20 protein-coding genes are annotated in these 26,827 nt (G+C 65.3%); 9 read left to right on the forward strand and 11 right to left on the reverse strand.

Translation table 11 applies throughout. From position 1 onward, the window contains the following. Positions 1–171 precede the first annotated feature (171 nt). The 3 genes from rpmA to Q0A27_RS11560 all read right to left on the reverse strand — a co-directional run bounded on the left by rpmA (position 172) and on the right by Q0A27_RS11560 (position 5,128). Entirely contained in the window at positions 172–441 is a 270-nt protein-coding gene (gene rpmA / locus Q0A27_RS11550) for a 50S ribosomal protein L27 (RefSeq protein WP_014009463.1), read from the reverse strand. 57 nt (positions 442–498) lie between these two features. Continuing rightward, positions 499–801: a 50S ribosomal protein L21 gene (rplU, locus tag Q0A27_RS11555; RefSeq protein ID WP_291475627.1), complete on the reverse strand. Its 303-nt coding sequence runs from the start codon at positions 799–801 to the stop codon at positions 499–501. Between the two features lie 277 nt (positions 802–1,078). Next, positions 1,079–5,128, reverse strand: a complete 4,050-nt coding sequence (locus Q0A27_RS11560) for a translation initiation factor IF-2 N-terminal domain-containing protein (RefSeq protein ID WP_291475629.1) — start codon at positions 5,126–5,128, stop codon at positions 1,079–1,081. A gap of 353 nt (positions 5,129–5,481) precedes the next feature. On the opposite strand from Q0A27_RS11560, the gene Q0A27_RS11565 reads away from it, so the two are divergent. Continuing rightward, on the forward strand, positions 5,482–6,156 hold the full coding sequence (locus Q0A27_RS11565) for a hypothetical protein (protein WP_291475631.1): 675 nt from the start codon (positions 5,482–5,484) through the stop codon (positions 6,154–6,156). Between the two features lie 108 nt (positions 6,157–6,264). On the opposite strand, the gene ndk is transcribed toward Q0A27_RS11565, so the two are convergent. After that, positions 6,265–6,681 carry a nucleoside-diphosphate kinase gene (ndk, locus tag Q0A27_RS11570; RefSeq protein ID WP_014009459.1) on the reverse strand — a complete coding sequence of 139 codons (417 nt, stop codon included), beginning with the start codon at positions 6,679–6,681 and terminating at the stop codon, positions 6,265–6,267. Between the two features lie 104 nt (positions 6,682–6,785). On the opposite strand from ndk, the gene Q0A27_RS11575 reads away from it, so the two are divergent. Beyond that, a complete protein-coding gene (locus Q0A27_RS11575; protein WP_291475633.1) occupies positions 6,786–7,886 on the forward strand; it encodes a hypothetical protein in 1,101 nt (366 codons plus the stop codon). Between the two features lie 221 nt (positions 7,887–8,107). On the opposite strand, the gene Q0A27_RS11580 is transcribed toward Q0A27_RS11575, so the two are convergent. The 6 genes from Q0A27_RS11580 to Q0A27_RS11605 all read right to left on the reverse strand — a co-directional run bounded on the left by Q0A27_RS11580 (position 8,108) and on the right by Q0A27_RS11605 (position 14,989). Continuing rightward, positions 8,108–8,656: an NADPH-dependent FMN reductase gene (locus Q0A27_RS11580; protein WP_291475635.1), complete on the reverse strand. Its 549-nt coding sequence runs from the start codon at positions 8,654–8,656 to the stop codon at positions 8,108–8,110. A gap of 52 nt (positions 8,657–8,708) precedes the next feature. Then, entirely contained in the window at positions 8,709–9,176 is a 468-nt protein-coding gene (locus Q0A27_RS11585) for a DUF4233 domain-containing protein (RefSeq protein ID WP_291475637.1), read from the reverse strand. Between the two features lie 5 nt (positions 9,177–9,181). After that, a complete protein-coding gene (locus Q0A27_RS11590) occupies positions 9,182–9,772 on the reverse strand; it encodes a TIGR00730 family Rossman fold protein (protein WP_291475639.1) in 591 nt (196 codons plus the stop codon). Further along, positions 9,769–11,328 (reverse strand): folylpolyglutamate synthase/dihydrofolate synthase family protein, encoded by a 1,560-nt coding sequence (locus tag Q0A27_RS11595; protein WP_291475641.1) that lies wholly within the window; start codon positions 11,326–11,328, stop codon positions 9,769–9,771. Before Q0A27_RS11595 ends, Q0A27_RS11590 begins: the two co-directional genes overlap by 4 nt. Continuing rightward, on the reverse strand, positions 11,328–14,135 hold the full coding sequence (locus Q0A27_RS11600; protein ID WP_291475642.1) for a valine--tRNA ligase: 2,808 nt from the start codon (positions 14,133–14,135) through the stop codon (positions 11,328–11,330). Before Q0A27_RS11600 ends, Q0A27_RS11595 begins: the two co-directional genes overlap by 1 nt. A gap of 296 nt (positions 14,136–14,431) precedes the next feature. Next, positions 14,432–14,989 (reverse strand): helix-turn-helix domain-containing protein, encoded by a 558-nt coding sequence (locus Q0A27_RS11605; protein ID WP_291475645.1) that lies wholly within the window; start codon positions 14,987–14,989, stop codon positions 14,432–14,434. Between the two features lie 67 nt (positions 14,990–15,056). Between Q0A27_RS11605 and Q0A27_RS11610 the strand changes: the two genes are divergently transcribed. The 5 genes from Q0A27_RS11610 (at position 15,057) to Q0A27_RS11630 (ending at position 19,773) form a co-directional block, all read left to right on the forward strand. Further along, complete coding sequence (locus tag Q0A27_RS11610) at positions 15,057–15,719, forward strand: AzlC family ABC transporter permease (RefSeq protein WP_291475647.1); 663 nt, start codon at positions 15,057–15,059, stop codon at positions 15,717–15,719. Beyond that, entirely contained in the window at positions 15,719–16,090 is a 372-nt protein-coding gene (locus tag Q0A27_RS11615) for an AzlD domain-containing protein (RefSeq protein WP_291475649.1), read from the forward strand. The genes Q0A27_RS11610 and Q0A27_RS11615 overlap by 1 nt, the downstream gene beginning before the upstream one ends. Before the next feature lie 52 nt (positions 16,091–16,142). Then, positions 16,143–17,537, forward strand: coding sequence for an NAD-dependent succinate-semialdehyde dehydrogenase (locus tag Q0A27_RS11620; protein ID WP_291475651.1), 1,395 nt, complete (start codon positions 16,143–16,145; stop codon positions 17,535–17,537). Positions 17,538–17,918: 381 nt separating this feature from the next. After that, positions 17,919–18,611 carry a hypothetical protein gene (locus Q0A27_RS11625; protein WP_291475652.1) on the forward strand — a complete coding sequence of 231 codons (693 nt, stop codon included), beginning with the start codon at positions 17,919–17,921 and terminating at the stop codon, positions 18,609–18,611. Between the two features lie 427 nt (positions 18,612–19,038). Continuing rightward, on the forward strand, positions 19,039–19,773 hold the full coding sequence (locus tag Q0A27_RS11630; protein ID WP_291475685.1) for an ImmA/IrrE family metallo-endopeptidase: 735 nt from the start codon (positions 19,039–19,041) through the stop codon (positions 19,771–19,773). Positions 19,774–19,795: 22 nt separating this feature from the next. On the opposite strand, the gene Q0A27_RS11635 is transcribed toward Q0A27_RS11630, so the two are convergent. Further along, positions 19,796–20,194: a helix-turn-helix transcriptional regulator gene (locus tag Q0A27_RS11635; protein ID WP_291475653.1), complete on the reverse strand. Its 399-nt coding sequence runs from the start codon at positions 20,192–20,194 to the stop codon at positions 19,796–19,798. A gap of 90 nt (positions 20,195–20,284) precedes the next feature. Here Q0A27_RS11635 and Q0A27_RS11640 point away from each other — a divergent pair, with 90 nt between their 5' ends. Together Q0A27_RS11640 and Q0A27_RS11645 are read left to right on the forward strand one after the other, a co-directional pair. After that, the gene (locus tag Q0A27_RS11640; RefSeq protein WP_291475656.1) at positions 20,285–23,857 is read left to right on the forward strand and encodes a helicase-related protein; all 3,573 of its coding nucleotides are present in this window, start codon (positions 20,285–20,287) and stop codon (positions 23,855–23,857) included. A 109-nt stretch (positions 23,858–23,966) separates the two neighbouring features. Beyond that, positions 23,967–26,777 (forward strand): DUF1156 domain-containing protein, encoded by a 2,811-nt coding sequence (locus Q0A27_RS11645; protein ID WP_291475659.1) that lies wholly within the window; start codon positions 23,967–23,969, stop codon positions 26,775–26,777. Positions 26,778–26,827 lie beyond the last annotated feature (50 nt).

Raw genomic sequence — 26,827 nt, forward strand, 5'->3', positions numbered from 1 at the left:
GGTCTCAGACGAGGATCCCGACTTCCCGGCACTACTTCCGTATGCGGAGGAGGAAAGACGAGCAAGCGACCTCACACTCCTGCCCCGGAGACGCACGGAACCCCCGCCAGCACGAAGCTGACGGGGGCCTGTGGGACCGACACCACCGGGGCGTCTGGAGATCTCGGAGGACTAGGCCTCGGCGGTCTCGGTCTCCTCGACGATGTTCACCAGTCGACGGTTGCGGCGGGTGCTGAACTGCACCGCGCCGGCCTTGAGGGCGAACAGGGTGTCGTCGCCACCACGGCCGACGTTCTCACCCGGGTGGAACGAGGTTCCACGCTGACGGATCAGGATCTCGCCGGCCTTGACCTGCTGACCACCGAACCGCTTGACACCGAGACGCTTGGACTCGGAATCGCGACCGTTGCTGGAGCTAGCAGCACCCTTCTTGTGTGCCATGTCTTTTCCCTCCTCGGAAAAGTTCGCCGCCGCGTAACGTCGCAGCGGTCGGTGAAGTTACTTGATGCCCGTGACCTTGAGGACGGTCTGCTTCTGACGGTGACCGTAACGGCGCTTGTAACCGGTCTTGTTCCGGTAGTGCATGCCGTTGATCTTCGGCCCCTTGGTCTGCTCGACGATCTCGGCGTTCACGGTCTTGCCCGCGAGGGCGTCGCCGGAGGTGACGTCCGCGCCATCGACGAGGAGAACCGGGGTGAGTGCCACGGCTGCGCCGGACTCTCCCTCGATCTTCTCGACCTTGACGAGGTCACCTTCGGCAACCTTGTACTGCTTGCCGCCGGTCTTGACGATCGCGTACATGGAAGGGCTGCCCCTTTGTTTCTCTACTCGGCTCAGGCAGCTCCCCCACCCTCTGCCGGAGAACCGGAGAGTTCCGAGGAAACGGACTGACTGGACTAACTTGCTTTCACTGCGTTCGACCTCGTGCGGCCGGCACCTGGATCCGTGGATCCGGCGGCCGGAATGTCCCGCGCACCCGTTGAAGGCACACAGCACTGACAGTCGAACAGCGACCGCTCAAGACTACCTGCCCGGACAGGGAAGGACAAAATCCCCCCGCCGTCCGGGTCTGTGTGCCCTAACGACTGCTGCGTACCACCCGACGGCGACCTCGCCGGGACGCCGGTGCACCGCTGGTCACCGGGGTTTCCTGCGACTTCTTCGGTGCCTTCGACCGCGGCGCGGAGACCTCAACCCCAGGCTGAGACTTCTCCACCCGCTCCGGGGAGGACGCCGCCTCCGGGGTCGACCCCGCACCGGCGAAGTCGGCGGGCTGCGGGGCGACGTCCGACCGGGAGCGGCCCCGGGTCCGTCGACGACGACGCGGCGAGGCGTCGAACTCGGCCTTCGCCTCAGCGAAGCTCTGTCCGACGGACGGGGCCTCGGTAGCGGCCTTCGACTCCGCCGTCGGCTCAGACTTCTGCTGGGTCTTCGGCTGGGTCTTCGGCTGGGTCCTCCGCTGCGGCTGCTTCTTCTCATCTGCCTTCTGCTCGGGGGCATGCCCCTCGGCAGGACGCACCACGCGGCGCACCCGGCGACGACCACGACGGTCCGTGCCCGACTCCGGAGCAACCTCCGGGGCGGATGCGGGGGAGGATACGGTCTCCTGCGGCTCATTCGGCACGTAGTCGGCACCGGTGGGCTCGTCCGGATCCTCGATCCCGGCGTGCTGCACCGCCTGTGCGGCGATCGCGGCGACATCACCGGCGGCACGACCGGCACGACCGGCACGACCGGCACTGCCTGCACCACGGGAGCCACGGTCTTCACGGGCACCGCGGTTGTCATGACGCGACTGCTCCGGCTGACCGGTCTCGTTGCGACGCACCACGCGACGGCGTCCACGACGGGAGCCCTGGGACTCCCCGGAGTGCTCCGGTGCGGCCTCGGATTCAGCCTTCGGCTGGGACTTGGTCTCTGCCTTCGACCGGGACTGCTCCGGTGCCTTCTCATCTGCCTGGCCACCGGCGCGCGATCCACGACGGGTCCGTCGGGACCTGCCCTGCGACGGGCCGGACCCGGGGCGCTTCTCCTGCGGATCCCCGGACTCCCGGTTCTCCTCGGATCTCTCCATAGCCGGAACTTCCTGCTGTCCGTTCTTCGCCGGACGGTCGGAGGTGGCGTCCTCGCGGTTCTTCTCGTGCCGCCGCCGCGTCTCCTGCTGGTCGCGGGCCTGACGCTTCTCGGAGCGGTGACCGTGGTCGCGCCGCTCGTGACGGTCGTCCTCCTCCTCGACGTGCTCGACCGGGTCATCGTGGATGATGACGCCTCGTCCCTCGCAGGTCGGGCATTCGGTCGAGAACGTCTCGAGCAGTCCGGTGCCGAGGCGCTTGCGCGTCATCTGCACCAGGCCGAGGCTGGTGACCTCGGAGACCTTGTGACGGGTCCGGTCGCGACCGAGGAATTCGCTGAGACGACGCAGCATGAGGTCGCGGTTCTCCGGCAGGACCATGTCGATGAAGTCGACGACGATCATGCCGCCCATGTCCCGCAGACGCATCTGCCGGACGATCTCCTCGGCGGCCTCGAGGTTGTTGAGGGTGACGGTCTCCTCGAGGTTTCCACCGGAGCCGACGAAGCTGCCGGTGTTCACGTCGATGACGGTCATCGCCTCGGTGCGGTCGATGATGAGGTAGCCGCCGGACGGCAACCAGACCTTGCGGCTGAGCGCCTTGGCGAGCTGCTCGTCGAGCTGACGGTCCTCGAAGACATCGCGTCCACCGTGCTGCTCGGGGTGGTAACGCACCACGCGAGACTCCAGGTCCGGGGCGATCCGGTGGACGTAGTCGCGCACGACCGCCCAGGACTTCTCGCCGTCGACGACGAGTTCGTTGAAGTCCTCGTTGAAGATGTCGCGGATGACCTTGACGAGCATGTTCGGCTCTTCGTACATGGTCACCGGGTGGGAGCCCTTGCGGGCCCGTGCCTTCTCCTCGGCGTCCTGGATATCGAGCCAACGCTGGTGGAGGCGGTTGACGTCCTCGGCGATGAGCTCCTCGGACACACCCTCGGCGGCGGTCCGGATGATCGTGCCGCCGTTGTCCGGGACGACGCGGCCGAGGATCTCCTTGAGACGCTTACGCTCGGACTCGGGCAGCTTGCGGGAGATGCCCTGGGTCTTGCCGCCGGGCACGTACACGAGGTAGCGGCCGGCGAAGCTCAGGCGGTTGGTCAGGCGGGCACCCTTGTGGCCCAGCGGGTCCTTGATCGCCTGGACGAGAACCTGGTCGCCGGGCTTCAGCGCGGCCTCGATGCGACGGGTGCGGGTGTGCAGGTGCTTGTTCCGCCAGTCGACCTCACCGGCGTAGAGGACTGCGTTGCGTCCGGTTCCGATGTCGATGAAGGCGGCCTCCATGCTGGAGAGCACATTCTGGACGCGGCCCAGGTAGATGTTGCCGATGATCGACGTCTGGGTCTCACTGGTGACGAAGTGCTCGACGAGCATCCCGTCCTCGGTGATGCCGACCTGGGTGGTCGTGCCGGGGTGGTCGGAGCGCTCGGAGTCGCGGACGACCATCGAGCGGTCGACGTTCTCACGACGGGCGAGGAACTCGGCCTTGCTGACGACCTTCTTCTTGTCGTGGCCCTGTTCCTGACGCCAGCGCTTCTTCGACTCCAGGCGGGTGGAGCCCCTGAGCTTCACCGGCTCGTCGACGACCTCCGCGCCTTCGGTGAGCACCGGCAGGCCACCGGGGACGCCGTGATCGTCGGCGGGCTCCAGCGGAGCCTCGGGCGCCTCGGACGTCTCGGACGTCTCGGGTGCCTGGTCGGTGGTCTCGGAAGCCTGGGTGACCGGCTCGTTCCGGTTGTCGCCCTGGTTCTGGCGGTCCTGGTCACCGCGGCCGCGGCCACGACCCCGACGGCCGCGACGCTGGCTGCGGTTGCCGGAGGGCTGGGCGGACGCGGTGTCGTCCTCGGAGCTCTCAGCCTGCTCCGCCTTCCCGTCGGTCTTCTCCGTCAACTGCCCGGCGGCGGCCTCGGCGGCGCGGCGCTGTTCAGCCTTGCGGTTGCGCAGAAGTTCGGCGTCCGACGCGGCACTGCGGGAACCGACCCGACGCACGACGCGACGACGCACCGGTCGAGGGCTCTCCGCCTCGGGAGACTGGGCGGTCTCAGAAGTCTCAGAGGCCTCAGTGGCCTCAGTGGCCTCAGCAGCCTCGACAACCTCAGTCTTCGGCTCGGCCGCCTTCCCGCTCTTCGGCCCGGTCTGCTTCGCTCTCTTCTTGGATGCCGTCTGCCTGGGCTTCGCGTCCTCCGGAGCCTCCACCGATCCGGCGATGCGGTCGATGAGATCGTCCACGGTGTCGGCGGAGGATGCGGTGTCGGCGGAGGATGCGGTGTCGGCGGCCGCCTCGGTCTTCGCCGCAGCGGCGGCCTTGCGTCCACGACGCGGCCGACGCGACGTGGTCTTCGTCGCCGGCTTCTCCTCGACGGTCGGTGCAGTGGCCTGCTCGGCGACCGGCTCAGCGGCCTGCTCAGAAACAGCCGGGGCGGACGATTCCCCGTCCTTCGGAGTGGTCTTCTTTGCCGCCGACTTCTTCGCCGTGGTCTTCTTCGCGGGAGACTTCCGGGCGCTCGTCTTCCCGGGCTCGGCCGTTGTGACGTCAGCCTGTTGTGCCGCGCCCTGAGCGACGGCGTGCTGCGTCGACTCCTCCTTCACAGCGGTGTCCTGCGTGGGCTCGACCTTCTTCGGCGTCGCCTTCTTGGCGGTGGTCTTGCGGGTGCGTTTGGCCGGAGTCTTCTTCGCGGTCGCAGCCCGCGTGTCCGGTTTCTTCGCCGCAGCTTTCTCTGCGCTCTTCTCCGCAGCCGCAGCCTCGACCGGGGCGTCCTCGGCGGAGGCCTCCTCGGCTGCGGCCTTCTTGGCCGGAGCCTTCTTCGCGGTGGTCTTCTTTGCAGCGGCCTTTTTAGGCGCAGCCTTGCGGGTCCGCTTCGCCGGAGTCTTCTTCCCGGCCTCCGCCGGGGCACCGGCAGCTGTCAGGGCGGTAAGAAGCTCCCCGACCTGGGCCTTCGGCAGAGTCGAGGTGGCACGCTTGCCCTCGATCCCCTGCGCGGTGAGCACCTGCACCAGTTCGGCGCTGGGCACGTCGAGGGCCTTGGCCAGCGCGTGGACGCGGACCTTCTCCCCCATGTCTTCGATTGTGATTCCCGCGGCTGATGCCGCAAGTTCCTGGCTGGTTTTAGCCACTGTTCTCCTTGTACGGGCGCGGCGTCCATCAATTCGGCGGGCGCATGTCGCTGCCTCTCACCGAGCGTCGGTCGTTCGTGGGCCGGGACGCCGCAATATTGATGTCTGGAAGCTCTTCTCGGAGGTGCGCACTCCGGTTCATCGGCTCTGTGTTGCCTGACAGGTGCTGCACGTCCATCGACCATTCTGTCACAACACCCGGCAAGACCTTTGTTGCACACGGCATCGGCTACCTCACACCGTGATTTTCTTCTCCGGACCATCGGCCATTCACAGTCTCCGGATACCCTGGAGCAATGTCCTCAGCCATCTCTCTCCGTGTCGGGCTCTCCGCACTGACCACGATCGTCGCCGGACTCTCCGCCTCCCCTCTGGCTGACATCGCCGTCACCTGGACGTTCCTCGCCCTCATGCTGATCGGCTGGGCACTGCTGACCGTCCGCAACCGGCGCCGCGGCTTCCGTCTCAACGACCACGCCCCGATGACACCGGATGCCGAAATGCCTCACCGCAGCGCCTTCGATACGTGGGCGCCGATGGTCACCGTGACACTGGTGTACGCCGCCCTGACCTTCGGCCGGACCATCGAGGACGACGTGCTCGGGTGGATCTGGGCAGGTGTCGTCACCGTCGGCACCGGCTGTGCGCTCATATGGTGGACGCTGACCACCGACCGCACCAGGAACATCCCGGTCCCCACCGGCCACGGCGTCCGGACGATGAGCCGACTGCTCCTCAGCCTCAACGCCGTCCCCTCCGGACGTCAGGTCAACCGCAGCGCACTCATTCACGAGGCGGAGGCCATGGGGATGAGCGCCGACGAGGTCTCGGAGACCATCGCCGACCTCGCTGCCCGGGACAAACTCGTCGTTGTCACTGAGCGGGAGCGGTCCGGTGAACGGGTCGACTGGATCAGCCTTAGCGGGACCGGCGCGGCTGACGCAGCCGACCCTGCGCGCCCGGCGACCTGAAAGAAGCCTGTCCAGACAGAATTCTGCCACCCCTCAGGACGCCGGGAGACCCGGACAGTGACCTGAGGGGTGGCAGATCTCGCGACCACGAGGGTCGGAAGGGCAACGCTACTTGGCGAGCTCCGGGAACCAGATCCCGATCTCGCGCTCGGCGGAGAGCACGGAGTCCGAACCGTGGACGACATTTTCACCGACGGAGAGGGCGAAGTCGCCGCGAATGGTGCCGGGGGTGGCGGCGGACACCGGGTCGGTACCGCCGGCGATCTGACGCCAGGCCTCGATGGCGCGCTCGCCCTCAACGACACCCGCGATCAGCGGAGAGGAGGTGACGAACTCGACGAGACCCTCGTAGAAGGGCTTGCCCTCGTGCTCGGCGTAGTGCTTCTCAGCGGTGGCGCGGTCGGTCAGTCGCAGGTCGAGGGCGGCCAGGGTCAGGCCCTTGCGCTCGATGCGGGCGATGATCTCGCCGACGAGTCCGCGCTGGACCCCGTCCGGCTTGATGAGGATGAGAGTGCGTTCAGTCATGCCGGACAGGGTACCGGACGTCCCTGAAACTCCCGTATCATGGGTGCCCGATGGTGTGCCGAGGGGGCGCAGGGGAACAGAGACCGTAGAGGGCGGGGTCATCAATGTACTGGGGTGGGGAGATCGACAAGATTGTGGCGTCCGCGTGGGAGGAGCCCGAAGCGCTGCGCACTACTGCGCGTCCTGTGCCGGTGGCCCTTCCCGGGGAGTCACCACCGGACGAGAGATACACGCAGGTCAACGGCCTGTGGGTACCGGTCAGTTCAGTGCGTACGGACAAGGATGTCGCCCGTGGGGCCGGTCAACATCCCCGCGGACACGCGTTCCACCTCGACGCACTGACCCGTTCCCGGATACAGGCCGACCGACATCCGGGATGGACGCTGTCGGCCTGGTCAGCCGCCGATGCATGGGGCCTGCCCTGGTTCTGCGATGACGCCGACACCTGCATGATCGGCGACACCACACCACGCACCGCCAGAAATGTCGACGACTGCACGGTCAGGCGCCGGACGCCGTCTCTGAAAAATGTCCCCGATATGCAGATCGACACGTTGACCCCGGACCTGCGGGTAACTCCTCCGGTCCTGACTCTGATCCACTGTCTCCAGTCAGTCTGGCGGGGAGACCACCGGTGGTTCCCGATCCAGGGAACGGGGCTGACTGACTGTGGCGTCCAGATGGTCCAGACCGTCGACGCTTTCTGCGCGCTTTTCGATCTCTCCCCCACTGTCCTGCCGGATGCCTGCCGCGACCAGTTCTCGGCGCGGACGCTGAAGCGGATTGTGTCCGTCGCCGACAAGGGGACAGATTCCCCCATGGAGACCGTGATGCGGCTGAAGGTACGGCGGATGCTCCGGATCCTGAATGCGCGGGGCACGATACCGTCACTGCCTGCGGTGGTCCCGCAACTGGTCGTCCATGCTGACGGGTCGGCGTCCGACCCGGTCCACGGCGGGACGCCAGGGATAGGTCGCATTGTCGCCCGACTGGACCTGGGGATCACCGAGTACCGGCTGGGATTGCAGTATGACGGGTCGGGGCATCTGGCGAGATCTCAGCGGGACCGAGATTCCCGGATCACCGCCGAACTGGGGAACCTCGGGTGGTACTCGCTCCGGCTGACCTACGGTCATCTCAATGACGACGAACTGCTGTGGAAGACCGTCGCTGATGCGTTGAAGCTCTGCCTGTCACGGCTGTGACCGACTGCGACCGACTGGTGGCAGATTGTGCAGTCACATTGTGCATTCTCACCGGCATCAACCACCGGTAAACCCGCAGTTCAAAGACATTTCCGTAGTCTGTAGTGCACACTACAGCATGCATAATGTTTGACCTGGGGGGTCAGGGCCGGAGGTCGGGGCCAGCCCCTGGAGCCGGACCGGGAAAGCTCGTGCCCGGGATCGGTCCCCGGGCCGGATACCTACACAGCGGCGGCGACGGCCTTGCCGAGCTCGACGACGGCAGCATTCTGCGCGTCACCCGGGGTGAACCGGAAGTCCGGGAAGACCTCGGCGAAGGGCAGCTTGAGGTCCTCACCGGTGAGCTTCATGCCCAGGAAGGTGACGATGGTGTGCCAGTGCTCCAGGGCGGAGGATGCCCCGGTGGAGCCCCAGCCGATGAAGCCGACGGGCTTCTCGGTCCACTCGACGAAGAGGGAGTCCACGGCATTCTTCATGACACCCGGGACGGAACCGTTGTACTCGCCGGTGGCGAAGATGAAGCCGTCGAAGCCGGCGATCTTCTCGGACCAGGCGGCCAGCTCCGGCTCCTCGTAGGCCCCCTGGTGCATGCGCGGCGGGGTGGCGGAGGTGAACTTGCCCAGCTCCTGGGCGGCGAGGTCGATGACCTCGAAGGTGGCGTCGATACCGGCGGCAGCGAGGGTCTGCTGCGCCCAGTCGGCGATCTTGATGGAGTTGCGGCCTTCGCGGACGGTGCCGGCGAGGATGCCGATACGGGGAGTACTTGTCATGCCAACCAGTTATACCCGCAGATTAGTTGACGCGTCAACTATATGGCGGGTATCACATCCGCGAGTCCTTGTTCTCGTCGACCCACACGTGCTGCGCCGGCAGCAGCCCCCGCTCCATCCGCTGCTTGAGATGCCCACGCAGGTAGTACGTGTACCACCACGCGGCGATGAACAGCACCGCGACAATGAACACGATCGGGTGCACCACGATGCCGCCGATCAGCAGCAGCACCTGCAGCACGATGTTCATCGGGTCGGCGAAGGACCTGAACTGCAGGAAGGACGCCACGGTCATCGCCACCGCAAGAACCGCGATGTAAGTCATGTTGAAGGCGGTGGCATGCTCGCCGTCCCACAGCTTGCCGATGGTGGGGAGGATGAGGAAGACGGCCAGCGCCTCCATGATCATGATGCCGGCCATCATCCCCTTGAGTCCCTTGAACGGGTCGATCTGGGGGTCATGGCCCATGCCCAGGGGGCCGACCTCGGGGCCCTTGCCCCGCCTGTTGTCGTCACTCATCTCGCTCACCTGCTCCACTTTGCCGCAGCAGGGGTCCACAGGTCCAACGCGGCCGGAAGTTCCGCCGGATCCTCCACCCGGATGAGGCGGTCCCGGTGGTCCTGGGCGAAGAACCCACGGGCCACCATGTGGTCGAGCATGTCCGCCATCGGTTGCCAGTAGTCGTCCACGTCGACGAGTGCGACCGGCTTGTGGTGGACGCCGAGCACCTGGCCTACCCACACCTCGAAGAACTCCTCGAGCGTGCCGATACCGCCGGGCAGGGTGACCATGGCGTCCGCCATCGACGCCATCCGCTCCTTGCGCTCGGTCATGGTCTCGACGATGTCGAGGGTGTCCAGACCCAGGTGACCGGTCTCGCCGTCCATGAGGTGACGGGTGATCACACCGTGGACCGGCATGCCGGCGTCCAGCGCGGTGTCCGCCGCAACACCCATGAGCCCGACGGAGCCACCGCCGTAGACCAGCTCGTAGCCGGCCTCGGCGAGCACCTGCACGGTCCGGACCGTGGCCTCCTCATAGGCCGGGGAGTTCCCGGCCGCCGACCCGAGGTACAGGGCGACACGCTTCACCTGCTGCTCAGCCACCGACGTCATGCCGGATCCTTGCCGAACAGGGTGCGGGCCTCACCGGCGGTGACGACCGAGCCGGTGATCAGCACACCGGCCCCGGAGACCATGCCGCCGTCGAAGCCGCCGTCATCCTCGGCCAGCTCCACGGCCAGTTCAACCGCTCCGGGCAGGGCCGCGGCGACATGCACCCGCTCCTCACCGAAGGCATCGCGGGCGTATTCGGCCAGGGTTTCAACGTCCAGAGCACGCGGTGACCCGTTGTGGGTCACCACCACCTCGTCGAGCACCGGCTCCAGGGCGGCGAGAATGCCTCGGGCGTCCTTGTCACCGAGGATCCCGAGGACGCCGACCAGGCGTCGGAAGGAGAAGTCGCGGTCCACGGCCTCGGCCAGGGCCTTGGCCCCGTGAGGGTTGTGGGTCGCGTCGATGAAGATCGACGGGGTGGCGCGGACCCGCTCAAGCCGACCCGGCGACTGCACCTGGGCGAAGCCGCGTCGGACAGTCTCGAGGTCGAGCTGGCGTCCTGCCCCGGCACCGAAGAAGGCCTCCACCGCAGCCAGGGCCACAGCGGCATTGCGCGCCTGGTGGGCACCCGAGAGCGGAAGGAAGATGTTGTCGTAGGTCCCGCCGAGACCACGGATGGTCAGCGTCTGACCACCGACGGCGATGCCGGATTCGACGACGCCGAACTCCGCACCGGCACGGGCCACCGAGGAGTCGACCTCGACGGCCTTCCTGAGGATGACCTCCATGGCCTCCGGGTCCTGCTCGGAGACGACGGTGACATTGTCCGGCGGGGTCAGCAGGTCGTCGCGGTCCCAGCGGGACTTGATGATCCCCGCCTTCTCAGCGGCGATCTCGGCGATCGTGTCGCCGAGGTAGTCGGTGTGGTCCAGGCCGACGGGCATGATGACGGAGACGTCGGCGTCGATGACGTTCGTGGCGTCCCAGCGTCCGCCCATACCGACCTCGACGACAGCGACGTCGACCGGGGCGTCGGCGAAAGCGGCGTAGGCCATCGCGACGAGTACCTCGAACTTGGACATCCGGGGGCCGCCCTTGACCTCGGACGCGGCGTCCACCATATCGACGTAGGGCTCGATCTCCCGCCAGATGCGGACATAGTCCGCCGGGTGCATCGGCTGGCCGTCGATCGCGATGCGCTCGGTGGCGATCTGCAGGTGCGGGCTGGTGGTCCGGCCGGTGCGTCGGTGGAAGGCGCGCAGCAGTGACTCGACCATGCGCACCGTGGAGGTCTTGCCGTTCGTGCCGGCGATGTGGATCGACTGGTAGGAGCGCTGCGGGTTGCCCAGCAGGTCCATGAGCTCCCGGATGCGGTCCAGGGTCGGGTCGATGTGGGTCTCGTTCCAGCGCTCGTTGAGCTCCGACTCGACCTGCGCCAGGGCGGCGAGATCCTCGGGGGTCACCGGGTTGTGTACCGGGGTCTCATCCGCGGCGGGCTCGTTGAGGTCTATGGGCAGGTCCAGGCCGGACTCGCCGAGATTCACCTCGCCGAAGCCGCCGTGCTGGTCCTCGGTGAGAGCCTCGTTGAGTTCGTTGGTGTTCTCTTCGTCAGCCACTACTTCTCCGGCAGCTCGGCGAGGCGGGCGGAGATACGCTCGACCTCTTCGACAGCGATCTGCTGACGCTCACGGATCTTGGCCACGACATGCTCGGGAGCCTTGGCGAGGAAGCCCTCGTTGCCCAGCTTCTTCGCGGCGCGGTCCAGTTCCTTGTTCGCCTCGGCGAGATCTTTCTCCAGTCGCTTGCGCTCGGCGGCGACGTCCACGGTGCCGGAGGTGTCCAGCTCCACGGTCAGGGTCGCGGTCGACAGGCGCAGTTCGACGCTCGCGGTCGGGGTGAACCCGTCCTCCGGCTCGGTGACCTTGACGATCGAGCGGACGGCGTCCTCCTGCTCGACGAGGTCGACGGCGGCGGCGTCGAAGCGGGCCGGGACCTTCTGGGTGGGCTTGACACCCTGGTCGGCGCGGAAACGACGCAGCTCGGTGACGAGCTTGTCGACGTCGGCGATGCGGCGGGCGGCGTCCTCGTCGGCTGCCACTCCCCCGTTGGTGTCCGAGGGCGTCGGCCAGGATGCGACGACAAGGCTCGTCGGGTAGCCCTCCGCACCGTCGGTGAGGACGGTCCACAGGGTCTCGGTGACGAAGGGCATCGACGGGTGCAGCAGGCGCAGGACCGTGTCGAGGACGCGGCCGAGCACCAGACGGGTGTTCTTGCCACGGGTCTTCTCGGCATCGGTGGCGGCGTCCCAGTCGCGCGGGATCTGGACCTTGGCGATCTCCAGGTACCAGTCGCAGAACTCGTTCCAGGCGAAGCGGTAGAGGGCCTCGTTGGCGACGGCGAACTCGTAGCGGTCCAGGTGGGTGTCCACCAGGGCGCGCAGTTCCTCGAGCTCGTCGAGGATCCAACGGTCGGCGTCGGTGAGGTCCGCACGGGCCGGGAAGTTCTGCTTCTCGTTCTCACCGAGGACCTCGGCACCGTTCATCAGCGCGAACTTCGTGGCGTTGAAGAGCTTGGTGGCGAAGTTGCGGGAGGACTGCGCCGAGTCCTCACCGATCGGCAGGTCGGTGCCGGGGTTGGCACCGCGGGCGAGGGTGAAGCGCAGGGCGTCCGCACCGTAGTCACGGACCCAGTCCATCGGGTCGATGCCGTTGCCCAGGGACTTCGACATCTTGCGGCCGTGCTCGTCACGGACGAGGCCGTGGAGGAAGACGTCGGTGAAGGGCACCTGCGGGCGTCCGCCACGCTCGTCGGCACTCGTGCCGGACTCGCCGGTACCGAGGGTGGAACCGTCGATGGTGTCGGCGAAGGTGCCGAACATCATCATGCGGGCGACCCAGAAGAACAGGATGTCGTAGCCGGTGACCAGCACGGAGGTCGGATAGAACTTCGCGAGCTCATCGGTCTTGTCCGGCCAGCCCATCGTGGAGAACGGCCACAGTGCCGAGGAGAACCAGGTGTCCAGGACGTCGCTCTCCTGGTGCCAGCCCTCACCGGTCGGCTTCTCGTCGTCGGGACCGCAGCAGACGATCTCGCCGTCCGGTCCGTACCAGATCGGAATCCGGTGACCCCACCACAGCTGACGGGAGATGCACCAGTCGTGCATGTCGTCGACCCAGTCGAACCAGCGCGGCTCCTGGGAGGCGGGGTGGATGACGGTGTCGCCCTCACGGACGGCGTCTCCGGCCATCTTCGCGAGCTCGTCGACCTTGACCCACCACTGCTCGGACAGGCGCGGCTCGATGGCCTCGCCGGAGCGCTCGGAGTGACCCACGGAGTGGACGTAGGGGTGGATGCGCTTGAGGACGCGGCCCTGCTCGTCGAGTGCCAGGCGGATCTGCTCACGGGCCTCGAAGCGGTCCATGCCGTCGAACTGCGTGCCGGTGCCCGCGATGTGGCCGGTCTCGTCGATGACCTCAGGCATCTCGAGGTTGTGGCGCTGGCCCATGGCGAAGTCGTTCGGGTCGTGCGCCGGGGTGATCTTCACCATGCCGGTGCCGAACTCCGGGTCGACGTAGTCGTCGGCGATGACGACCATGCCGCGTCCCTCGATGAACGGGTGCGGCAGCGTCGTGCCGACGAGGTCTTTGTAGCGCTCGTCATCCGGGTGGACGGCGACGGCGACATCGCCGAGCATCGTCTCGACCCGGGTGGTCGCGACATCGGCGTGCGGGCCCTTGCCCTCGACATCGCCGTAGCGCAGGGTGACCAGCTCACCCTCGTCGTCGGAGTAGACGACCTCGATGTCGGAGATGGCGGTGCGCAGCACCGGGGACCAGTTGACCAGGCGCTTCGCACGGTAGATCAGGCCGCGGTCGAAGAGCTCCTTGAAGATGGTCTGGACGGCCTTGGACAGGCCGTCGTCAAGGGTGAAGCGTTCACGCTCCCAGTCGACCGAGTCGCCGATGGCGCGCATCTGGCTCTGGATGACACCGCCGAACCTGTGCTTCCACTCCCAGACGCGGTCGACGAATTCCTCGCGGCCGTAGTCGAAGCGGTCCTTGTCCTCGGTCTCCTTGAGCATCGCCTCGACCTTGGTCTGGGTCGCGATGCCGGCATGGTCGGAGCCCGGCAGCCACAGGACCTCGTAGCCCTGCATGCGCTTACGGCGGGCCATCGAGTCCATGAGGGTGTGGTCGAGGGCGTGACCCATGTGCAGCTGGCCGGTGACGTTCGGCGGCGGGAGCACGATAGAGAACGCCCTACGGTCACTGGTGGCGTCCGCATGGAAGTAGCCGGCGTCAACCCAGCCCTGGTAGAGGGCGGATTCTACGTCGGTGGGGTTCCACTGCTTCGGGAGGCGGTCGGCCCGGTTGCCGCTTGACTCGTTGCTGCGTGATGCGCTGCTGCTGGTCTGATCAGTCACGGTGAGACAGTCTAGTGCAGGCACGGACGTGGACCGTGACCGGTCGTTCATCAGGTCGGTAGTGCGGTCCTGTGGTCGGCACTCCGCTGCCCCGGTCGCGGCCTCTCCCCCCTCCCAGCTCCGACTGTCCCTGTGTTCCAGAGCCCCGGTGCCGCCCTGCGCATCCCTCGCGCTCCCGTGTGTTCCCGTGCACCCCCTTGTACAGAAGTAGTGGCGAGGAGTCGGAAAAATCCGCATCGGGCGACCTGTGGCCACTATTTCTGTACCGGTGAGGCAGCGCCACCCCGTTCCGGCCGCTACCCCTCCACGACGGTGACGCCCGTCGTGCCGTCCTCCAACGCCTCGAAGGTGTGCGGAACATCCCCCGGGTAGCGGACGCAGTCCCCGACGTCCAGCGTGATCGTCCGGTCCTGCACGCCGACCACCGCACGCCCCGAGGTGATGAACACGTACTCGACGGTCCCCCGGGGATGCGGCTTCGAGGACTTCACCGTGCCCGGACCTGCGGTGATGTAGTACAGGTCCCGCCTGGTCGACGGCTCTCCCGGACTGACCAGTGCCACGCGGTAGGCACTGTCCTCGGACTCGAGGAAGTTCAGTTCCTCCGCCCGGGTGACGTCGATGTCGGGCGTCGGCGGATCGATGATCCTGGACAGCGGCACGTTGTAGACACTGGCGAGCGACCAGAGTGTCTCCACGCTGGGATTGCCGGCACCGGACTCCAGGACCGAGAGTGTGGACTTCCCGATGCCCGCCCGGCCTGCTGCCTCAGTGAGGCTCAGTCCGACCTTCTCCCGCTCGGCGCGCAGGGCGGACCCCATGCGCTGATGGTCGTACTGCGTATCCTTCGACATGTCGTTCACGGTACGGGACAATTGTCCATCTTGACGAACGCCTCCGCAATCGTTCAGTATAGAGAACATGGCACCATCAGACAGAACGGCAGTGAAAGACGGCGCCGTCATCTGCCTGACGTTGATCGCCGTCGGTCTCTCCTACGGCTCACTGTCCCACCAGGCCGGGCTCCACCTCTGGCAGACCGCATTTCTCGCCGCGCTGGCCTACGGTGGCGCGGCCGAGATCCTCTTCGTCGGCACGCTCGGCGCCGGTGGATCACCGGTCGCCGCGGTGCTGGGTGGCGTCCTCGTGAACTCCCGGAACCTCGCCTACGGCATGAACGTCGGCACCATCGCACCCCGCGGCTGGCGGGCAGTCGCCGGCGCGCACCTGGTCAACGACGAGACCATGGCGTTTTCCCGGGTCAGGGAACCTGCCGACCGTCGGTGGCGACGGTTCTCCGTTCTCGGCATAGCCCTGCTCCTCTCCTGGCTCGGCGGTGCTGTGGCCGGGCAACTGGTGGCGGGACTCACCGACACCGACGCCTTCGGGGTGGACACGGCCTTCCCGGTGATCCTCGTCGCCATGGTCCTCCCCGATCTCCGACGGCGACCCACCCTGCTGGCCGCGCTCGCCGCCGCGGTGGTCAGCGTCTCGGCGACACCGGTCGTCCCCTCGGGCCTCGCCGCCGTCTGCGCCCTGGTCGTCCTGCTGCCCTGGGCCCTGTCGACCCGGAGGTCTGCCTGATGGACACACAGATTTTCCTGCTCTCCGCCGGCGCCCTCATCGTCGCCACCTACCTGATCCGGCTCGCCGGAGTGTTGTGGGGACGCCGTCTCGCCGCGGGAGGCCCCGCTGCGTCCGGCAGATCGTCCGACACCGGATCCGGAGATTCCTCGGCGGCTGTCCGTCTCTGGCTCGACCGTGCGGCGGTCGTCATCCTCGTCGCCGTCGCCGCCACACAGGCCACCTATGACGGACAGGATCTCACGGGGCTGTCCCGCATCCTCGGCGTAGCTGTCGGAATCGTCGCTCTGTGGCGGCGGGTGCCGATGCTCCTCGCTGTTCTGCTGGCCATGGCGACCACCGCGGTGCTTCGCCTGCTCGGTGTGGCGTGAGCGGTCACCGACACGGGTGACGTAGCCGGTAAGGACGCGTACAACGGGGCCCATGAGCACCTTCCAGTTGAACAACCCGTCCACCGGCACCACCGAAGACACGTTCACGAGAATCGAGGACTCCGACCGGGACGCCATCCTCGACCGCGCGACCGAGGCCTACAACTCCTGGCGCACCACCTCGGTCGACGAGCGGGCCCGCGTCCTCGCCCGGGCCGCCGACCTCTACGAGCAGAACACCGAGGAGCTCGCGTCCCATATCGGACGCGAGATGGGCAAGCTCACCTCCTGGGCGCGCGCCGAGCTCGGCATCGTCGTCGACATCTACCGGTACTACGCCGAGCACGCCCATGAGCTGCTCGCCGACCGCGAACTGCCGGCACAGAATGCACTGCACACCTACGTCCGCAAGGACCCGGTCGGCCCACTGCTGGGCATCATGCCGTGGAACTTCCCCTACTACCAGGTCGCCCGCTGGGCCGCGCCGAACCTGCTGCTCGGCAACTCCCTGGTCCTCAAGCACGCGTCCATCTGCCCACTGTCCTCGCAGGCCTGCCAGGACATTCTGGAGGACGCCGGCCTGCCCGCCGGCGTGTTCCAGAACATCTACGCCTCCGGCTCCCAGATGGACGCCTTCGTCGCCGACCCCCGGATCGCGGGAGTCTCGCTGACCGGCTCCGAGCGTGCGGGTGCGGCTGTGGCCGCGACAGCTGGCGAGAACTACAAGAAGTCACTGCTGGAGCTCGGCGGTAATGATCCGTTCATCGTCCTCGGTGGACTGTCCGACAAGGACATGGACCGCGTCCTCGACCGGTATGTGGGCCTGCGGATGTACAACACCGGTCAGGCGTGCAATGCGCCGAAGCGGCTGATCGTCCTTGATGACGACTACGAGCGTGTGGTGTCCGGCCTGGAGCAGCGGATCAGTGCGCTGCTACCGGGTGAGTGGGACGACCCGGACGCCGATGTGGGGCCACTGTCCTCGGTCGACGCCCGTGACGAGATCGTCCAGCGGCTGGAGGCCGCGTCCTCCGACGGGACTGCCACGGTGCGTGTGGGTGGTCGGGCGCTGGAGCGCCCCGGCGCGTTCATGGAGCCGACGCTGCTCACCGACGTTGACCCGTCCGCCGATGTGGGCTGCAACGAGGTCTTCGGGCCGGTCGCCATCGTCTACGGCGCCACCGACGTGGACGACGCCGTGCGGATCGCCAACGACTCCGACTACGGACTGTCCGGGTCGGTGTGGGGCACGGACCTGGAGTTGGCGGAGCAGACCGCGGCGCGGCTGGAGGTCGGCATGTCCTTCGTCAACGAGGCCTCGGTCACCGCGGCGGGACTTCCCTTCGGCGGTGTGGGACGCTCCGGCTACGGTCGCGAGTTGGCCGAGTGGGGCGTCGGCGAGTTCTGCAACGACCACCTGGTGCGGGTGCGCTCGCTGCGGAAGTGAGGCGGTGAATGAAGACGGACCCGTCGCGGAAGCTGGAACTTCATGCGACGGGTCCTGGAGCGTGTAGTTGCCACAATCATCTCGGACCGAGTCCGCGATGCTGCGAAGTGGTTCCTGCAACTCTGGTGGCCGGAAGCGGGTGACGTATGGTTGCAGCCCATGTCATCCACTTCTCCATGATGAGGCGGCGGTGTCTCATCGCCTCCTGACACTACCCGGAGGGGCGCATATCGCGGGTAGAAAAGCGACACTGCAATAGATCACCCGTTCCAAACTGGCGGTTTTTGCGTCCATCACCAAGCTAGTATCGTGTCATTACTGACCAGCGAAGTGTCCAGTTACGGACATCAGGACACGCCCCACACCAGAAGCAGGCTCGCCATGACCACTCCAGCACGCTCCGCCGATGTTCCCGCCACGCGAATCATTGATGAGGGAGAAGCAGGGGATTACCTGAGCCGACTGGACATCAACCTGGCTGACCTCCGCGATGCGGTACGGCAGGGCCATGAGGACGCCGCAAACCACTCAAGCCGCTTCTACCCGGTCAACGCAGCCGGACTCGCCCGATGGATGGAGACTGTCCGGACTCTCCGCCAACACCTCAACGACAGCGACGAGTGGTCCGTAGAGAACCCGCACAACCGCCCGGTCATGCAGCGCGACAGTCTGCGCTACGAAGTTGCCGCACACCGCGGTAGCGCCTCGACCGGTCTACCGCACGAGGAACCTGCACTGACCCGCCCCGCGGGGAAGAAGACCGTCGATTCCGTCAACCGCTTCCGCGAAGATCTTGTCGCGCCGCTCATAGAGCTCGCCGATCTGATCCCGGGCACCACCGATCCCCGGGACCCTGACGCCCCGCCGTTCGGAACCTGGATCCTGCTCTACCATCCCGCAGATGACGGCATTCACTGTGAGTTCTCGCTTCCCTCCGGCATGACCTCTGACGGCACCATCGAGGGGTGGTTGGTCCGGGTCATGCTCGGCACAGTGACCGACAATGCTGTTGGAGAGGTCCTCCGTCCTACTGATGATCAAGGTGGTGATGATGTCTACTACGGCATCGAGTGACCGGAGCGCAGGTCACCTCCGCCTCAGTGGTGACCGTATCGACGTCGCCCGGTTACGGCGTGGACTGTCGAAGGCAGAGACCGCCCGCCAACTCGGCATCACCGCCCGAACCTGGTCGCGGTATGTGTCGGACGGGGCACCTGTCCACGTGGCCGAAGATCTCGAGACGGTTCTGCAGATGCCCGCCACGTTCTTCGCTGATGTCCCTCTCCCGAGTCTTTCGGTGGATGAGGTCAACTTCCGGGCAGGCCGGCGTGCTGCCGCAGTTCACCGTCATGCCGCCGTGGCAGCCGGGGTGTTCGGAGTCATGATCGACCGGTGGATCGACGAGCACTTCACCCGTCCGTCGTGGTCTGCGGGTGATGCAGCTGCGATCGATGAACTTGAGACGACAGATCCGGTTCTTTCAGCGCAGACGCTCCGCCTGATGTGGGGGCTTGGCGAAGGCCCACTCCCGAACATCGTGCAGCTGTGCGAGTCGAGGGGAATCCGCGTGTACGGCCTTCCGTCCGTGGCGGAGGTCGTCGACGCATTCTCCGGATGGTCAGACGGGACCCCCTATATCTTCCTGTCCCGGAGCAAGACCCCGGAGCGTTCCCGCTTTGACATCGCCCACGAGCTCGGTCATCTGATCCTTCACTCGACCTCCCTGGATAGCCGCACCGAGGCGCACCACCGTCAGGAGGAGGACGCTGACCGCTTCGCCGCCGAGTTCCTGGCACCGGCATCGAGTGTCTCCGAACACCTTCCTCGGCACCCGTCGGTCGATGAGGTGCTGGCTTTCCGGTCCGTATTCAAGGTGTCCGCGATGATGACAGCCAAAGCCCTGTTGCGCAATGGTCACACAGACGATACGGGCTACCGTCGACTCTGTTCCGCGCTCGCGCGGCGAGGCTTCCGCACGGGAGAACCCGGCGGCATGACTCACCATGAACGGTCCCGGATCTTCACCTATATCTTCGGCTCCGCAGCCGGCGACAAACGGACCTCAGCTGACCGCATCTCAGTGGACCTGTCTCTCCCCGTAGCTGATGTGCATGCGCTGACGTTCAGCTCGCAGGTCCACGCGGTGGACACGGGGGCGAAGGAAGCGTCTAATTCCACCGTACCTACCTCCACCCGGTCACCCAAGAAGCCGAAGCTACGGCTCGTGCAGGGCTGACATCTGACGCTGGCCGAGCGTCTCAGCCTTCGCTTTCCCCCGGCTTCACCACCCGCAGGCCCCTCGGCCAGGCGACGTCGATCTCGATGGTCCGATGCATGAGGCCACTCATCGGTTCGCGGTGCTCAGCCGCACGACAGCGGGGAACGACCTCCTTCTCGACGTCCGGCAGCAGCACGATCGGCGGAACGTCCAGTGCGTAGGCCAGGCGGTAGACGTGTTCCATCGACATGTTCGTCACGCGCCCGTTTACCCCCGTGCCGTGACCACGCTCGATGTTCTGGATCTGGTTGCGGCTGATCCCTGCCCGCTCTGCCAACTCCTCCTGGGTCCACTCCCAGTCGGTCCGTAGAGCCTTCACCCGCTGACCGACGACCACCGCGTAGGTCTTCCAGTCGAGGTCGGGCGGTGGGGTGTACATGAATCACAAATCTGGTTGCGGTAACCTCAGTTGTCAGCACATTATTTTGGGCTTTCCGGACCGCCTCGTCCGCCACCACCTGGAGCACTCATGCGCACTGATCGACGGTCAGACGACCACTCGACCCTCACGGTCGAAGATCTTGAGCCTGGCCTGCAGCTTCTCGGTATCAGCGAGCATCCGGTGGAGATCGTCCAGACGGTCGGTTCCCCGTTCGGAGCCACGATCACCTTCCGCCACCCGGACGGCGCACTCCAGGAGACTGTCGTCTTCAAGGAGGATCTCCCGCGCCTGGCCATCCAGGACCCGGCGGACAGGGAGATGTTCACCGGGGACGCCGAACAGTTCCGCCTTGCCACCGAAGCTCTGCGCATCCAGACCGCCGGACTGCACGACCCGATGCTCGCGGTCACCTCCAGCGACATCCAGCCGCTGCCCCACCAGATCCGGGCGGTCTACGAAGAGATGCTGCCTCGCATCCCCCTCCACTTCCTCCTGGCCGACGACCCCGGTGCAGGGAAGACCATCATGTCCGGGCTCTACATCAAAGAGCTCATCCTGCGCGGCGACGTGGAACGGTGCCTTATCGTCTGCCCCGGCGGCCTGGCCCCGCAGTGGCAGGAGGAACTCCGCGAGAGGTTCGGACTGCACTTCCATGTCCTCTCCCCCGGCGCGGTGGACAACTCCGCGTCCGGGAACCCGTTCACCGACCACGACCTGCTCATCGTCCGGATGGATGCCGTGGCCCGCAGTGACGAGGAGTTGCTGCCGCTGCTCAAGGGAACGCAGTGGGATCTCACGATCGTCGATGAGGCTCACCGGATGTCCGCCTCCGCCGGCTTCCGCAACGAGCTGAAGAAGACACGCCGTTTCCAGCTCGGTGAACTGCTCCGGGACATCTCCCGAAACCTCCTGCTGCTCACCGCCACCCCGCACAACGGCGACAACGAGGCCTTCCAGGCGTTCCTGTCGCTGCTGGACCCGGACCGTTTCGAGGGCGCGTTTCAGACCGGTACCGAGGACGTGGACACCACCGGCCTGATGCGCCGCATGGTCAAGGAGGAACTGCTCACCTTCGAAGGGAAGCCGCTCTTCCCGGAGCGTCGGGCTGTTACGGTCCCCTACCAGCTCAGTGTGCCGGAGATGCGGCTGTACGAGGAGGTCACCGGGTACGTACGTACCCAGATGAAGCAGGCGGAGAATGCCCTCAACGATTCGGTCGGACGCACTGTCGGCTTCGCTCTCACTGTGCTGCAGCGGCGTCTGGCATCCAGTCCATACGCTATCTGGAACTCGTTGAAGCGCCGGCGTGACAAGCTGGCGTCCTACCGTTCTGAGCTGGAGCAGGCCACGCAGGAGGGTCGTGATCTCTGGTGGAACGGACACGGTTTCACCGGACCGGCCCGCATGGTCTCCGACCTCTATGACGCAGATTCGCTTGACGATTTCGCCGCCGATGAGGTGGAGGAAGCCGAAGACACGGTGCTCATCACCCCGGCCACAGCGGCGCGCACCCTGCCGGAGTTGGATGCCGAACTTGTGGAGCTGGAACACCTGGTCTCTACGGCACACACCGTGGTGCTCAGCGGCGAAGACCGCAAATGGAGCGAACTCCGCCGGATCATCCAGGAGAAGACACTCACCAACGGTACGACGGGTAAGCGGCGCAAACTCATCATCTTCACCGAGCACCGGGACACCCTGAACTACCTCGTCAACCAGATCCGGTCCATCACAGCCGATCCGCGGTCGGTCGTCAGCATCCACGGAGGCACGAACCGTCTGGAACGACAGCGCATCACCGCGAACTTCACCAATGACGCCGGGGTCCAGTTCCTCGTCGCCACCGATGCTGCAGGTGAAGGTCTGAACCTGCAGGCTGCACACCTCATGGTGAACTACGACCTTCCGTGGAACCCGAACCGGATCGAACAGCGCTTCGGCCGGATTCACCGCATCGGCCAGAAGCATGTCTGCCAGCTGTGGAACCTCGTCGCCGACGAGACCCGTGAAGGTGCGGTGTACACCCGCCTACTGGACAAGATGGAGGTCCAGCGCAGAGCTCTGAAGCGGCCGGTCTTCGACGTGCTGGGGGACGCGTTCCGGGAGACGTCGCTGAAAGACCTCATCATGGACGCGGTTGTCTACATCGACGATCCGGCCCGGCAGGCGGAGATCGAGGAGATCATCGACGCCGAGGTCGCCCACGGCCTCGACGATCTCATGGCGGAACGCGCTTTGGCAGCGGAATCCTTCACGTCTGCGGATCTGGAGCGGATGCGCGACGCCATGGATGCCGCGCGTGCCCGGAAGCTGCAGCCGCACTACATCGCCCAGTTCTTCACCCGCGCCCTGGAGCACCAGGGTGGTCGCCTCGTCCGCAAGGCAAAGGGCACGGCAGCAGTCCGTGCGTTGCCGGGGGCGGTCCTGAACTGGGCGCGGCAGCACGGTTCGCCGTTGGCCGACCGCTATGACCTGGTGACCTTTGATCCAGCGGTCGCGGACCGAACCGAGCATGTGGAGTTCATAGCCCCCGGGCATCCGCTGCTGGACTCTCTCGTCGATCTGTCGGTGACCGGTCTCAGTGATGTGCTCGAGACTGGAACGGTCCTCGTGGACCCCAATGATCCGAGCACTGATCCGTGGCTGCTGACCGCCACGCTCATCGAGGTATACGACGGGACGCAGAACGTGCTCGCGAAGGAGTTCGCCTATCTGCGGGTGAACCCGGACGGCACGGACGAGGACGCCGGCCTGGCGCCGTATCTCGACTTCGATCCCCTACCGGAGGACATCACAGCCGAGCAGGCGATCACGGCAGTCAGCCTGGACAGTGACTGGTTGTCCGGCAACCTCACTGACCTGATCCGCGCAGCGGTGACCGCCTCCCGTGTCCGCCCGGTGCTGGAGGCCACGCGGGAGCGCATCCTGCCGGAACTGGACCGTGCGGCCGGGCTGGTGGAACGTCGGCTCACCGCGCAGATGGACTATCTCACCCGGTCGGCGATCGAGGCTGAGGAGCAACAGCGGTTGTTCGAGGCCGGCGAGGCGAAGCGAGCACCGAAGGTCTCGGCAGCGTCACTGAAGAAGCAGGTCTACGCCCTGCAGACCCGGTTGACGCAACGGCTGGATCTCATCGCGCGACAACGGCTGCTCTCCCCTGCCCCGCCGCGGATCGTGGCACGGGCGTTGGTGCTACCGCAGGGCCTGGTGGATCTGTTGACCGGTGCCGACTGGGACGACGTCGACCAGCACGCGAAGGATACCGCTGAGGTGGACCGCCGGGCGGTCGATGCGGTACTCGCCGCGGAGCGGGCCCTGGGCCGGACTCCGGTGGAGATGCCGCGCAACAATCCGGGTTTCGATGTCGCGTCGCGGTGGCCGGGTGCGTCCCGGCCATCGGTGATCATCGAAGTGAAGGGGCGGATTGCCGGCGCAGAAGATTTCGTGATCACCCACCGGGAGGTGCTGACCGCGAAGAACACCGGCGAGGACCACCGTCTCGCGCTGGTGGAGATCAGTCCGGAGGGCCCGGAGCACGACCGGGTCCGGTACCTGGTCGACCATTTCCGCGACTTCGCCGGCGCCGACCGGGAGTTCGGTGTGACAAAGGTCGTCCTGAACTGGCCGGAAACCTGGAACCGCGGCGGTGATCCCGTGTAGCCACACCTCCACGATGACCAGACCCTGACCTTTGGCGCCACTTCTGTGCGCCCTCCCACATCCATCTAGGCACATTATTTTGTGCTGTTCATTCACAGAGCGAGCATTCATGACGTCCACGATCCCCACCCCGCCACCCGAGCAGCGCCGCAAACTCATTGAGGTCTCCATTCCTCTGGAGAAGATCAACGAGCAGTCGAAAAGAGAGAAGAACAACCACCATGGCACCCCCTCCACCCTCCACCTATGGTGGTCGCGTAAGCCCACTACGACGGCACGTGCGGTGCTTTTCGCCCAGATCGTGGACGATCCGGCGTCTCGCCCCGATCTCTTCTCCACCGTGGAGGAACAGGACGCCGAGCGCGAGGAACTGTTCCGGATCATCGAGCACATCTCAAACTGGGACACCGTGAAGAGCGACCCCGAGGGGTGGTTCGACAAGGCCCGGGCGAAGATCATGCTGTACACCGACGGCAATCCTCCGGCGGTCGCCGATCCGTTCGCCGGGGGCGGCTCCATCCCGTTGGAGGCCCAGCGTCTGGGACTGGAGGCGCATGCCAGTGACGTGAACCCGGTGGCGGTACTGCTGGAGAAGGCTCTGATCGAGATCCCGCCGAAATTCGCCGGTCAGCCCCCGGTACACCCGGGCGCCGCCGAACTGCTGAAGGGGCAGGATGCGGACACCTGGCCTGGAGCCACTGGACTGGCTGAGGATGTGCGGTGGTACGGCGAGTGGATGCTAGAGGAGGCGAAGAAGCGTATCGGGCATCTATACCCGAAAGCCGAGATGGGGGATGGCACGATGGCACCGGTCAACGCGTGGCTGTGGGTAAGAACTGTCACCTGCCCAAACCCCGCCTGCGGTATCTCTACTCCACTCACTAACTCTTGGTGGGTATCCAATAATTCCAAATCCAAGTCCGGAAAATCATACATAGAACCGGAAGTTAAAAACGGACTAGTTAATTACTCAGTTATCAACGTAACTTCTCCGCCTAAAGGATTTAATGCAAAAGGTACCGTGGACCGGAACGGTGCACACTGCATAGGATGCGGAAATGCGATCACATTCGATTATATCAAATCAGAAGGAAAATCCAAGAGACTAAAATCGCAGCTAATCTGCATGGTCACTAAGCGCAGAGAAGGTGCACGTACTGTGCGCCAATACGTAGGCCCGCAAACTGCTCATGAAAATGTAGATCTTCCAGAAGCGCACCCAATACCCGGCACCCTTCCTGAACGGGCATTAGGTTTTCGAGTCCAGGCATACGGATTCCGTCAATACGCAGACCTCTTCACGAATCGGCAAACAATTGCCCTCGAAACTTTCAGCAATCTCATTAATGATGTTTTCCACGAAGTTAATGTCGTAACCAATAAAGGATACGCAAGGTCAGTAGCCATACTTCTAGCATTGGCCACTAGTCGATGCACAGATCGCTGGTCATCGTTTTGCTCTTGGGACCGAAGTAGGGATGGAATCAGTCATACCTTTACGCAACAGGCAATTCCCATGGTTTGGGATTATGCTGAGCCTAATCCGTTTTCGGGGGCCGGAGGAAGCTTTGAAAGCCAGCTAAAGATCACCATAGGTGCTCTCAAGTCGTCACCTGCACTTCGCAACGCGAATGCCGTCATGACTTCCGCACTCACCGCAGACCTTTCGGGAGCCATCCTATCCACTGATCCTCCGTACTACGACTACATCGGATACTCTGATCTGTCTGATTACTTCTATGTCTGGCTTCGCCGAATGCTTCGTGATGTCGAACCAGAACTTTTCAATCGTACGCTCGTACCAAAGACCGAAGAGTTAGTAGCCAACCCTTACCGACACGGCGGCCGAAAGGAAGCTCAGGAGTACTTCGAGAGCGGGTTCATCGAGTTCTTCACCAAGGCGCGTATTGAAACTCGATCCGACTACCCGATGACAGTATATTACGCTTTTAAACAGCAGGACTCAAAAACAAAATCCAGTGGGATTACAACAGGATGGGAAGCAATTCTCGAGGGTATTATCCGCTCCGGTTGGCAAATCACCGCTACTTGGCCTATGGGCTCAGAAATGACAAACCGTGCAGGAGCTCAAGGAAAAAATTCGTTAGCTTCTTCAATCGCACTTGTTCTCCGTGCCCGACCGGAAAATGCACCAACAACCACCCGTCGTGATTTTCTTCGCGAACTGAGGAGTTCGCTGCCCTCTGCATTGCGTGATCTCCGGCGCGGAACCTTGAAACCAGCTGACCTTCCGCAGTCTGCCATCGGACCGGGCATCGGCCTGTTCTCCAAGTACAGCGGAGTGCTGGAGGCCGACGGACGAAAGATGAGTGTCCGCTCTGCCCTCCAGGTTATCAACGAGATCCTCGATGAGGTCCTCAGTGAGCAGGAAGGTGAGTATGACGCGGACACCCGCTTCGCGCTCGCCTGGTTCCGCAGCTACGGCTTCGGCACCGAGGCCTACGGCAGCGCAGACAGTCTCGCCCGCGCCCGGAACACCTCCGTCGAGCACCTCCACCGTGCCGGAATCCTCCACAGCGGTCAAGGCAAGGTCACTCTCCACTCCCCGGAGAAGCTGCACCAGTCGGACGAAGAGACAGGCACACCCTACGACCCCGCTGCAGACAGTGACGTCAGTGCCTGGGAGACCGTCCTCCACCTCGCCAAGGAACTCGAGTACGGCGACGGTGTCGCGTCCGCCGGTCGCCTGCTCGCGCGTGTCCCCGACGCCATCAACCGGGACCTCTGCAAGCAGCTAGCCTTCCTCCTGTTCCAGATCTCCGAACAGCGCAACGAAGCGAAGACAGCCCTGCTGTTCAACCAGCTCGGTACCGCCTGGAACGACATCGCCCAGACCGCCAGAGACATCCCCGCTCATGACCGCGTCGGAACCCCCGCCACCGACGACATGCTCTTCTGACACGACCACCGCCTGGCACCCATCTCCCCCGACCTCCTCGCACTACGAAA

The organism is Corynebacterium sp. (genome assembly GCF_022712275.1).
Taxonomy (GTDB): Bacteria; Actinomycetota; Actinomycetes; order Mycobacteriales; family Mycobacteriaceae; genus Corynebacterium.

What these genes read in the sequence shown, in the direction of transcription:
- rpmA (WP_014009463.1), bottom strand. Translation starts at nt 441, where the DNA reads ATGGCACACAAGAAGGGTGCTGCTAGCTCCAGCAACGGTCGCGATTCC.
- rplU (WP_291475627.1), bottom strand. Translation starts at nt 801, where the DNA reads ATGTACGCGATCGTCAAGACCGGCGGCAAGCAGTACAAGGTTGCCGAA.
- Q0A27_RS11560 (WP_291475629.1), bottom strand. Translation starts at nt 5,128, where the DNA reads ATGGGGGAGAAGGTCCGCGTCCACGCGCTGGCCAAGGCCCTCGACGTG.
- Q0A27_RS11565 (WP_291475631.1), top strand. Translation starts at nt 5,482, where the DNA reads ATGTCCTCAGCCATCTCTCTCCGTGTCGGGCTCTCCGCACTGACCACG.
- ndk (WP_014009459.1), bottom strand. Translation starts at nt 6,681, where the DNA reads ATGACTGAACGCACTCTCATCCTCATCAAGCCGGACGGGGTCCAGCGC.
- Q0A27_RS11575 (WP_291475633.1), top strand. Translation starts at nt 6,786, where the DNA reads ATGTACTGGGGTGGGGAGATCGACAAGATTGTGGCGTCCGCGTGGGAG.
- Q0A27_RS11580 (WP_291475635.1), bottom strand. Translation starts at nt 8,656, where the DNA reads ATGACAAGTACTCCCCGTATCGGCATCCTCGCCGGCACCGTCCGCGAA.
- Q0A27_RS11585 (WP_291475637.1), bottom strand. Translation starts at nt 9,176, where the DNA reads ATGAGTGACGACAACAGGCGGGGCAAGGGCCCCGAGGTCGGCCCCCTG.
- Q0A27_RS11590 (WP_291475639.1), bottom strand. Translation starts at nt 9,772, where the DNA reads ATGACGTCGGTGGCTGAGCAGCAGGTGAAGCGTGTCGCCCTGTACCTC.
- Q0A27_RS11605 (WP_291475645.1), bottom strand. Translation starts at nt 14,989, where the DNA reads ATGTCGAAGGATACGCAGTACGACCATCAGCGCATGGGGTCCGCCCTG.
- Q0A27_RS11610 (WP_291475647.1), top strand. Translation starts at nt 15,057, where the DNA reads ATGGCACCATCAGACAGAACGGCAGTGAAAGACGGCGCCGTCATCTGC.
- Q0A27_RS11615 (WP_291475649.1), top strand. Translation starts at nt 15,719, where the DNA reads ATGGACACACAGATTTTCCTGCTCTCCGCCGGCGCCCTCATCGTCGCC.
- Q0A27_RS11620 (WP_291475651.1), top strand. Translation starts at nt 16,143, where the DNA reads ATGAGCACCTTCCAGTTGAACAACCCGTCCACCGGCACCACCGAAGAC.
- Q0A27_RS11625 (WP_291475652.1), top strand. Translation starts at nt 17,919, where the DNA reads ATGACCACTCCAGCACGCTCCGCCGATGTTCCCGCCACGCGAATCATT.
- Q0A27_RS11630 (WP_291475685.1), top strand. Translation starts at nt 19,039, where the DNA reads ATGTGGGGGCTTGGCGAAGGCCCACTCCCGAACATCGTGCAGCTGTGC.
- Q0A27_RS11635 (WP_291475653.1), bottom strand. Translation starts at nt 20,194, where the DNA reads ATGTACACCCCACCGCCCGACCTCGACTGGAAGACCTACGCGGTGGTC.
- Q0A27_RS11640 (WP_291475656.1), top strand. Translation starts at nt 20,285, where the DNA reads ATGCGCACTGATCGACGGTCAGACGACCACTCGACCCTCACGGTCGAA.
- Q0A27_RS11645 (WP_291475659.1), top strand. Translation starts at nt 23,967, where the DNA reads ATGACGTCCACGATCCCCACCCCGCCACCCGAGCAGCGCCGCAAACTC.